We start from the raw sequence: 8,829 nt of genomic DNA, 5'->3' as shown, positions 1-8,829 counted from the left end.
TTCACCTCTTTCCAGGGCATGTGCACCTCCAGGCTTCCATGCCCAAAGTGTTACCCATGTTCCCGGACTAATGTGTTACCTATGTACCCGGACTGTACCTTCTTTCCTCCCCTTCCCCCGGACCCCCATCCCCTCCTTTTCCTAAACTTTTTGTGCCGCTTCGCGGGATGTGCGCCGCCCGCAATTTCAGCGGTATTTCAAATAGTATTCGGCCCCTTGCCGAAGGCGCGCTAAAAAGTTTTGGAGAGTCCAGAGAACCTTTTCCAAAAGGTTCTCTGGCAGGTCCAGGGCAGCGCCCTGGCCGTCGGAGACGCCCGGCCGGCCAGCCGGCATGAAAAAACGGGGGCATGTGACCATGCCCCCGTTGCGGGTCGTGTGGCCGGTCGCGGTTAGGCGAGGTCTTTCAGGTATTGTTCCAGGCGGTTCATGCCTTCCTCGATGTTGGCCATGGAGGTGGCGTAGGAGAAACGAACGTAGCCTTCCGCGCCCTGTCCGAAGTCGATGCCGGGGGTGACGGCGACATGTGCTTTTTCGAGGATGTCGTAAGCCAGCTCCAGGGAGGAGCCGTCGAATTTGGCGGCCTGTTTGCGCATGTTGACGAGGATGTAGAAGGCCCCGGTGGGCTCGTTCTTGACGGGCAGCCCCATGCTGTCGAGGCGTTCGAGCATGTAGACGCGCCGTTTGTTGTAGGTGGTCTTCATGCGTTCGACGTCGGCCCCGGCTTCCTTGAGGGCCGCCAATCCGCCCCATTGCGCCATGGTGTTGGCCGAGATGAAGAAGTTCTGGCAGAGGTTCCGGAGAGTGCGCATGAAGTTCGGCGGGGAGATGAGGTAGCCGAGCCGCCAGCCGGTCATGGCGTAGAGCTTGGAGAAGCCGTTGAAGACGAATGCGCGGTCCGTGTATTCGAGGATGGAGTGTTCCTTACCCTCGTAGACCAGGCCGTGGTATATTTCGTCGGAAATGATCCACAGGTCGTGCTCCTCGGCGATTTCTGCGATGGCCTTGAGGCGTTCCTCGGAGAGCAGGGTGCCGGTGGGGTTGGCCGGGGAGTTGATGAGGATGGCCTTGATGCCGTCGTTTTCGGCCAGGGCCTTGCGGATGGCGGAAACGCGGTACTGGAAGCCGTCGTCCTCGAAGACCGGGACCTTGACGGGTTCGGCCCCCGCGAAGAGGATGAAATTGTCGTAGCAGGCGTAGCACGGGTCGGAGGTGATGACCTTGTCGCCTTGCTGGAGGATCGTTGAGAAGAGGACGAGCATGGCCGGGCTGGTGCCCTGGGTGACGACCATGTTGTCGGGGTCGAGGGTCACGCCGTAGCGCTTCCCGTAGTCTTCGCAGATGGCTTCGCGCAGTTCACGGATGCCGAGGGAATGGGTGTAGTGGGTCAGGTTCTCGTCGAGGGCCTTGCAGGCGGCTTTCTTCGCGCATTCGGGGGTGTCGAAGTCGGGCTCGCCCACACACATGCGGATGACGGACTGCCCGGCCCGCTCCATGGCTTCGGCTTTTTCGTTGATCTCCATGGCCAGGAACGGGGCGATGCCGCAGCATCTGTCGGATATGCTCATGTCGCGTCTCTTAAAATAAAACCCCGCCCCTCGCCGATGCAGCAAGAGGCGGGGAAGTTGGTCGAAGTTGTATTTTTTACGCTACTTCCACTATTTCGATGTCGAAGACCAGCGTCTCGCCGGCCAGGGGGTGGTTGCCGTCCAGAGTCACCGTTTCGTCGTCGAATTCGGTCACGCGGACATAGGCGGGCTGGCCGTCCTCGGTGCGGATTTCCAGCATGATTCCCTCTTCCAGCTCCACGTCGGGGGGAAGCTGCTCGCGACGGACCTGGAAGACCAGTTCTGCGCTGGGGGAGCCGTATCCCTCCTCGGGGGGGATTTCCACGGTCACGGTGTCGCCCGCGGACCGGCCTATCACGGCATTCTCGAAACCGGCGATGACCATGCCTTCTCCGAGCTTGAACTCCAGAGGCTCGCGGCCCTGGCTGGAATCGAACTGGCTGCCGTCCTCCTTGAGGGTGCCGGTGTAGTGAACCTTGACGGTGCTGCCTTTCTGCGCAGTCATAGAATCTCCTGGATGGTTGTTGGACCCGATCTCGGCCGGGTTGATTTCCTCAATATAGCCTGTTTTTGCCTAGAAGTCGAAGTTGATGACCTTTCGGACCTCTTCCATGGTCTGCCGGGCGTAGACGCGGGCCTTCGCGTTGCCTGCTTCGAGGATTTCGCGAACCCGTTCGTCGGTGCACGCGGCGCGGCGTTCGTGCAGGGGAGTGAGGAAACGTTCCAGGGATTCCATGAGCAGCTTCTTGCAGTCCACGCAGCCCCAGGAGGCGTCCTTGCATCCCTTGACGATCTCGGGAAGTTTTTCCGGATCGGTCATGAGTTTGTGGTAGGGGAAAAGGTTGCAGATCGCGGGGTCGCCCGGATCGGACTTGCGCAGCCTGTTCTCGTCGGTCTTCATGCCGCGAACCTTAGGCATGATCTCGTCCAGCGGCTCGGAGAGCATGATGGAGTTGCCGTAGCTCTTGGACATCTTGCGGCCGTCCAGGCCGGGCAGGACCGGGGCTTCGGTGAGCATGTCGGCCGGTTCCGGGAACAGCTCGGTGTTGTTCAGGTGGTTGAAGCGGCGGGCGATTTCGCGGGTCAGCTCCAGGTGGGGCAACTGGTCCTTGCCCACGGGCACGGCCAGGGGCTTGTACATGAGAATGTCGACGGACATGAGGACCGGGTAGCCGAGAAATCCGTGGGTGTTCAGGTCCTTCTGGGTCAGCTGTTCCTTTTGGTCCTTGTAGGTGGGGCAGCGCTCAAGCCAGCCCAGCGGGGTGTACATGGACAGAATCAGGTTGAGCTCGGCGTGCTCCTTGATCTGGGACTGCTGGAAGATGGAGCATTTTTCCGGGTCCAGTCCCGCTGCCACCCAGTCCTTGACCAGGCCGGGAATGAATCCCTTGATGCGGGTGGGGTCGGCGTATTCGCTGGTCAGGGCGTGCCAGTCGGCCACAAAGAAATAACAGTCGTATTCTTCCTGAAGCTTCAACCAGTTGGCAATGACGCCGAAGTAGTGGCCGAGGTGAAGGGGACCGGTGGGTCTCATGCCGGAGAGGATTCGTTGTTTTTCGCTCATGATGAAGTGGTCTGCTGTTAGAGGTTAGAGGGGCACGCCCAGCAGGGAGCCCAGGCCCTGGACCAGGGGAATGACCACCCGGCCGACGATATCGAGCCCGGTGTATCGGCCGAGCAGGATGATGGCTATGAGGATGATGAATCCGTAGCGGCTCAGGGACATATACTTGTAGGCGGCCCGGGGTGGAAGAAAGTACGCCAGGATGTTGCTGCCGTCCAGCGGCGGGATGGGCAAAAGATTGAAGGCGGCCAGGATGAGGTTCACGAAGACCCCGTAGTAGGCGACTGCGTAGAAGGCGTTGGCCGGGTTCAGCCCGAAGAGTCCCATGAGATGGAACGCGGCGGCGAACGCGGCGGCCAGGATGAAGTTGATGCCCGGCCCGGCCATGGCGGTATACATCATGCCCTTGCGCGGGTTGCGGAAGAAACCGGCGTTGACCGGCACGGGCCTGGCCCAGCCGAAATGGACGAAAAAGAAGGCCAGGGTGCCGATGGGGTCCAGGTGCTTGAGCGGGTTCAGGGTCAGCCGCCCCTGCGACTTGGCCGTGGGGTCGCCCAGCAGGTAGGCCACGTAGCCGTGCGCCACTTCGTGGAAAACCAGGGCGATGAGCAGCCCCGGCGCCAGGGTCAGATATATTCGGATGTCCTGTGCAGTGATGTCGAACATCTGGAGCCGCTACCATGCAACGGGGTGGGGCGGCAAGGGAATTCAGCCCGGCAGACCGCCCTGGACGGCCGTTTTCACACGTTCGCCGTCTTGTGGGCGGACATCCGTGAAATGCGGGGCGCAGCGGGTTTCGCAGATTTTCGGTTGGCCATAAACGCCGGACGCCTCCCCTTGCGGGAAGGCGTCGTTTCGGGAGTGGAGGCGCGTGGCGGTCGGCTACGAGCCGGCTTTGTTCAGCGCCATTCTGACCTTGTCCTTCAGTTCGGTCAGATCCACCGACTTGACCACGTAGTAGTCCGCGGCGATGGATTTGAGGTCGTGCTGGAATGAATCGTAGGCCGTCGAGAGTATGACGGGTATCTGCTGATCCTTGGTGCGGATTTCCTGCAACAGATCGAGCCCGGAGCGGTTGACGCCCAGCTTGATGTCCAGAATGACGATGGTCGGACGTTCCCTGGCGACGACGTCGAGAATGTCCTCCTCGCCGTCCGAGGTGGCCACGGTATAGCCGTCCGCCTCCAGTTCTTCCCTATAGAGCATTCGGATGTGTTTTTCATCGTCGACGACGAGAATCTTTGGTTGGCTCATGGCTTCCTCCTTGGATTTAGCCCTTGTTTCGAACATAGGCGATATTTCACTTTAGGGTCAACCGCGGTTTGAACCTTTATGGCGAATAATCATCGCGCTCACGGTGTGCGGGACGGCGGGAGGGGGCGAACTTGAACTCGATCGCCAACCTGGGTACTGTCCGGCCAGCCGTTGGCCCTCAAAATGACCTGCGGCAAAGGAGACCCACATGATCTTTGTTAATCTTGAACCGGACGGAAAGCGCATCGAGCTGAGCGACATTCGCACGGTGCAGGCTGTACTGAACAAATTGCAGCTCCGTTCCACCATGGCTATCGTCGCCAGGCGCGGCGAATTGCTCACCGCGGACCGCAAGCTCTCCCATGGGGACGAGTTGCTGGTCCGCAAAGTAACCTCGGCCGGTTAGGGGGGCGACACATGAAATGCACCCGATGCCGCAAGACGGCCCACGTGGCCCTGCCGAGCCACCATTCAGGTTTTTGCGCGGACTGTTACCCGCTTTTCTTCACCAAGCAGGTGGAGACGGCCATCCGCCGCGAAAAGATGTTCACCCATGACGACCGCATCCTGGTGGCCTTGTCCGGGGGCAAGGATTCCCTTGCGCTGATGCTCGAATTGAAGTTGCAGGGGTACGACGTGACCGGCCTGCACATCGACCTGGGCATCCCGAATTCTTCGGAGAAGGCCCGGAAAAAGGTCGAGGATTTCTGCTCGCTTCACGAGCTTCCCTTGCGCGTCTTCGAGATGGCGGCCTGGGGGCTGCCCATCCCCGACGTCAAGAAGCACATCAAACGCCCGGTCTGCGCCGTGTGCGGAAAAATGAAGCGCCATCATTTCAACCGTATCGCCGTGGAGGAAGGCTTCGACGTCCTGGCCACGGGACATAACCTGGATGACGAGGTGGCCCGGCTGTTCGCCAACACCCTGCGCTGGGACACGGCCTACCTGTCCGACCAGGGGCCTGTCCTGCCCGCGTCCGAAGGGTTCGTGCGCAAGGTCAAGCCGCTGTTCAGGCTGAGCGAGTTCGAGACCGCCAACTACGCCTTCCTCAAGGGGATCGAGATTCATTCCGATCCCTGCCCGTATGCTTCGGGGGCCAGCTTCACCGGCCACAAGGAGTTGTGGGGTGAGCTCGAGCACCGCAGTCCAGGACAGAAACTCCAGTTCTATCAGTCGTTTCTGAAGAACGGAAAGCCCGCTTTCGCGCACATGGAAAAGGAGAGCGGGGCGGAACTCGCCCCGTGCACCGAGTGCGGCTCGCCGACCAGCGCCGAAATCTGTTCGGTCTGCCGTATCAAGGCGGCCGTGGCCGAAAGCAAGGCGCAGGCGGAATAGCGTCGTGGCCGCCCCGAGAATATCCGTGACCATGCCCTGCTATGAGTGCGGGGATACCGTGGCCGAAGCGCTCGATTCGCTCCTGGCGCAGGAGGGCGCGGATTTCGAGGTGGTGGCCGTGAACGACGGCAGTACCGACGACACTGCGGGAATCCTGGCCGAGTATGCGCGCCGGGATTCCCGCGTTCGTTGTTTTTCGATTCCGCACGGCGGCGTCATCCGCGCGGCCAACGCGGCCATCGAGGCCGCGCGGGGCGAGTATATCGCCCGCATGGACGCCGACGACATCGCCTTGCCGGGGAGGCTGGCCGCGCAGGCCGCGCTTCTTGACGGCCACCCCGACGTTGGCCTTGCCGGGTGCCGGGTGCGGTTCGGCGGCTGCCGGAAAACCTGCCGCGGGTACGCCCGCTATGTGGACTGGACCAACAAACTTCTCACCCACGAGGCCATCAGCCTCAACCGGTTCGTGGAATTTCCCGTGCCCAATCCGTCGATCATGTTCCGCCGGTCCACCCTGGAGGAACATGGCCCCTATCGGGAGGGTGATTTCCCCGAGGATTACGACCTGCTCCTGCGTTGGCTGGAAGGCGGGGTGCGCATGATGAAGGCGGACGCCGAACTGCTGGTCTGGAACGATCCGCCGGACAGGCTGTCGCGCACCCATCCCCGCTATGACGTGGACGCCTTTTACCGCATCAAGACCGAATACCTTGCCCGATGGTTGAAGCGGAACAATCCGCATCATCCGGTGGTCCATATCCTCGGTTCGGGACGCACCACCCGCAAGCGGGCCGACCGGCTTCTTGCCCATGGCATCAAGTTCGCCGCCTATTACGATGTGGACCCGAAGAAAATCGGCCACAGGGTGAACGGCCTGACGGTCCGCGACCGCTCGGAGATACCGGGACCGGGGGAAGGTTTTTGCATCCCCTATGTGGCCAGCCGGGGGGCGCGGGAGGAAATTTTCAAGTTTTTCGACGAGCGCGGCAGCGTGCTTGGGCGGGATTATATTCCAGCCGCCTGATTTTCGTCTTCGCCTGGCCAAACGTGCCGGAATCTGGCACTCTTTTCCTTAGACGAGTTTTTCCCCTTGTCCCGCATCCGTATCGGATCGCGGCCCCGGCCAAGAGCGCAAGGCCGGGGACGAATCGCTCAAACCGGCCGCCTCCGGTTCGGGAGGGTCCATACATGACCCATATCGATGTTCATACGAATCGGGGCTTCGTCAAGCCCCGCAACCCCTGGCTGGCGCTGCTCCTTTCCCTGGCTGCGCCGGGATTGGGCCAAGTCTACAACGGCCAGTGGAAAAAGGGGATCGGCTTCTATCTGGCCGAGTTGGCCCTGGCCCTGTTCATGCTTCTGTTCTGGGCGGATTTCGCGGCCATGCTCCTGTGCGTGTCGATCCTGCTCGGCTACAACCTGTTCGTGGCCGGGGAGGCTTTCGCCGTGGCCCGGAGGCTGAAGGAATACACGCTCAAGCCGTGTAACAGGTGGTGGGTCTATCTGCTTTGCCTGCTCGTCAGCTTCGTTTCGGGCCTGGTGTTCGAGGATGTGGTCAAGGGGCGGTTTTTCATGGCCTACCAGGTGCCGTCCGCGTCCATGCTGCCCACCATTCGCGAGGGCGATCATTTTATGGTCGAGATCCTGGAGCCCGAGGACGAACTGCGCCGGGGCGAGATCGTCATATTTTCCCTGCCGGCCACCCGGGAGTTCGATTTCGTCAAGCGGATCGTCGGGTTGCCCGGCGAGACCGTGGAGATCAGGGATCGGCAGGTGCTGGTGAACGGCGTTCCGCTGGAGGAGGCTTACGCCTTCCATTCCAAGGAGGGGATGATCCCGGTGCGGGACCTCTTCGGTCCGGTGGTCCTGGGAGAGGACGAATATTTTCTCATGGGCGACAACCGCGAGGACAGCTACGACTCGCGTTGGCTCGGGCCGGTGCCCAGGACGCGGATAAAGGGAAGGGCCGGATACGTGTATTTCCCCGGCGACACCGGGGCATCCGACTGGTCGGACAGGCTGGGCGAGCCCCTGCGGTAGGCGGCGCGGCCTACCAGAATTCCCGGGCAGCCAGCAGGCCGTCGGCCTGGTTGACCTTCAGCGGGTGGACTTCCTTGATGCCCAGGGCGTCCATGTAGCCCAGAACCAGAATGAGGTTGGTCAGACGGCTCTCGGCATACTCGCTGTTGAAATCCTTGTCTGTTTTGCCCGTCCATTTTTTGAGAGCCGCCGCCACTTCGTCGCGGGTGTAGGCCGCCTTGCGGACGCCCAGAACCTCGGGCACAGAGTAGTAATGCACGCCGCCGATTCCAGCCACGGTCAAATTCTGGTTGGCCAGCCTGTTGCATATGTACATAGGAACGGTCATGGCCGCGTGGGACTGTATGTAGGCCAGGGCCTGGCTTGCCTCTTCGGAGCTGACCGGGTTGGGGCTGACCGTCATGTTTATGTCCTTATTCTGGACGATCTGAATGACCACGTTCTTGAAGGCCACGGAGGCCATGGGGTCGAGATAGAAGAGCAGGCCGCCGTCGTCCTTGCGGATGGTCATCTGCATGGAGTTGCCGCCGATATCCCAGACCAGGAGGTCTCCGGCCTTGTCGGCCAGGGCGTGGCGCGCCGCATGGAAGCTGAGCATGGCCGCCTGCTGCTCCGAGATGATCCGCGCCGGGATGCCCGTCTCCTGACGGATGCGCACGAAGTACGCTCTTCCGTTCTGGGCCTTTTGAAAGAGTCTGCCGCCCACGGCGGAGTATTCCAGGGCGTTCCGCTCCACGGCCATGGCTTTGAGCCGTTCGAGGATCTTGATCCCCTGGGCCATGACTTCCTTGCTCAGGTTGCCGTCGTAGGAGCGGCTCAGATCTTCGGCGAAGTCGACCTTTTCGGACCGGCTGTCCACGGTGTTGACGATCAGTCCGGTGGAGACGTCCACGTCCGCGACGATGCATTTGATGACCGCCGCGCCGATGTCGAAGGCCGCCCGCCGGACGACGGTGGCGTCCTGCGCCGCTCCGGGCGAGGCGATGAACAGGCCAAGTAGAAACCCTGCCAGCAATGCCGTATTCAGTCTCGGACGCATCCTATCCCCCATGAGTCCTGTCGCGATTGCTT

Annotated in this window: 10 protein-coding genes; 4 read left to right on the top strand and 6 right to left on the bottom strand. The window is 61.4% G+C overall.

What is annotated here, in order from left to right; all coding sequences use genetic code 11:
• Positions 1-389: 389 nt before the first annotated feature.
• The 5 genes from PSN43_RS09280 to PSN43_RS09260 all read right to left on the bottom strand — a co-directional run bounded on the left by PSN43_RS09280 (position 390) and on the right by PSN43_RS09260 (position 4,383).
• Positions 390-1,565, bottom strand: a complete 1,176-nt coding sequence (locus PSN43_RS09280) for a pyridoxal phosphate-dependent aminotransferase (protein WP_272700432.1) — start codon at positions 1,563-1,565, stop codon at positions 390-392.
• Between the two features lie 76 nt (positions 1,566-1,641).
• Positions 1,642-2,070: an FKBP-type peptidyl-prolyl cis-trans isomerase gene (locus PSN43_RS09275; protein WP_272700431.1), complete on the bottom strand. Its 429-nt coding sequence runs from the start codon at positions 2,068-2,070 to the stop codon at positions 1,642-1,644.
• A gap of 69 nt (positions 2,071-2,139) precedes the next feature.
• Positions 2,140-3,129: a tryptophan--tRNA ligase gene (trpS, locus tag PSN43_RS09270; RefSeq protein ID WP_272700430.1), complete on the bottom strand. Its 990-nt coding sequence runs from the start codon at positions 3,127-3,129 to the stop codon at positions 2,140-2,142.
• 24 nt (positions 3,130-3,153) lie between these two features.
• Positions 3,154-3,795, bottom strand: coding sequence for a site-2 protease family protein (locus PSN43_RS09265; protein ID WP_272700429.1), 642 nt, complete (start codon positions 3,793-3,795; stop codon positions 3,154-3,156).
• A gap of 216 nt (positions 3,796-4,011) precedes the next feature.
• On the bottom strand, positions 4,012-4,383 hold the full coding sequence (locus PSN43_RS09260; protein WP_272700428.1) for a response regulator: 372 nt from the start codon (positions 4,381-4,383) through the stop codon (positions 4,012-4,014).
• A gap of 208 nt (positions 4,384-4,591) precedes the next feature.
• On the opposite strand from PSN43_RS09260, the gene PSN43_RS09255 reads away from it, so the two are divergent.
• The 4 genes from PSN43_RS09255 to lepB all read left to right on the top strand — a co-directional run bounded on the left by PSN43_RS09255 (position 4,592) and on the right by lepB (position 7,758).
• The gene (locus PSN43_RS09255) at positions 4,592-4,789 is read left to right on the top strand and encodes a hypothetical protein (RefSeq protein ID WP_272700427.1); all 198 of its coding nucleotides are present in this window, start codon (positions 4,592-4,594) and stop codon (positions 4,787-4,789) included.
• 11 nt (positions 4,790-4,800) lie between these two features.
• Complete coding sequence (locus tag PSN43_RS09250; RefSeq protein WP_272700426.1) at positions 4,801-5,718, top strand: ATP-binding protein; 918 nt, start codon at positions 4,801-4,803, stop codon at positions 5,716-5,718.
• Positions 5,719-5,722: 4 nt separating this feature from the next.
• Entirely contained in the window at positions 5,723-6,742 is a 1,020-nt protein-coding gene (locus PSN43_RS09245; RefSeq protein ID WP_272700425.1) for a glycosyltransferase family 2 protein, read from the top strand.
• Positions 6,743-6,906: 164 nt separating this feature from the next.
• A complete protein-coding gene (lepB, locus tag PSN43_RS09240) occupies positions 6,907-7,758 on the top strand; it encodes a signal peptidase I (protein ID WP_272700424.1) in 852 nt (283 codons plus the stop codon).
• Positions 7,759-7,768: 10 nt separating this feature from the next.
• Here lepB and PSN43_RS09235 read toward each other — a convergent pair whose 3' ends face one another.
• The gene (locus PSN43_RS09235) at positions 7,769-8,797 is read right to left on the bottom strand and encodes a Ppx/GppA phosphatase family protein (protein WP_272700423.1); all 1,029 of its coding nucleotides are present in this window, start codon (positions 8,795-8,797) and stop codon (positions 7,769-7,771) included.
• Positions 8,798-8,829 lie beyond the last annotated feature (32 nt).

Source organism: Desulfovibrio sp. Fe33 (assembly GCF_028532725.1).
In the GTDB taxonomy this organism is placed as follows: Bacteria; Desulfobacterota; Desulfovibrionia; order Desulfovibrionales; family Desulfovibrionaceae; genus Pseudodesulfovibrio.
Note: the sequence above shows the minus strand (reverse complement) of the source record. Positions and strands in the feature narration are given on the sequence as shown.

Coding starts and splice junctions, on each gene's coding strand:
- PSN43_RS09265 (WP_272700429.1), bottom strand. CDS start 3,795: ATGTTCGACATCACTGCACAGGACATCCGAATATATCTGACCCTGGCG.
- PSN43_RS09250 (WP_272700426.1), top strand. CDS start 4,801: ATGAAATGCACCCGATGCCGCAAGACGGCCCACGTGGCCCTGCCGAGC.
- PSN43_RS09235 (WP_272700423.1), bottom strand. CDS start 8,797: ATGCGTCCGAGACTGAATACGGCATTGCTGGCAGGGTTTCTACTTGGC.
- PSN43_RS09260 (WP_272700428.1), bottom strand. CDS start 4,383: ATGAGCCAACCAAAGATTCTCGTCGTCGACGATGAAAAACACATCCGA.
- PSN43_RS09255 (WP_272700427.1), top strand. CDS start 4,592: ATGATCTTTGTTAATCTTGAACCGGACGGAAAGCGCATCGAGCTGAGC.
- PSN43_RS09275 (WP_272700431.1), bottom strand. CDS start 2,070: ATGACTGCGCAGAAAGGCAGCACCGTCAAGGTTCACTACACCGGCACC.
- trpS (WP_272700430.1), bottom strand. CDS start 3,129: ATGAGCGAAAAACAACGAATCCTCTCCGGCATGAGACCCACCGGTCCC.
- lepB (WP_272700424.1), top strand. CDS start 6,907: ATGACCCATATCGATGTTCATACGAATCGGGGCTTCGTCAAGCCCCGC.
- PSN43_RS09280 (WP_272700432.1), bottom strand. CDS start 1,565: ATGAGCATATCCGACAGATGCTGCGGCATCGCCCCGTTCCTGGCCATG.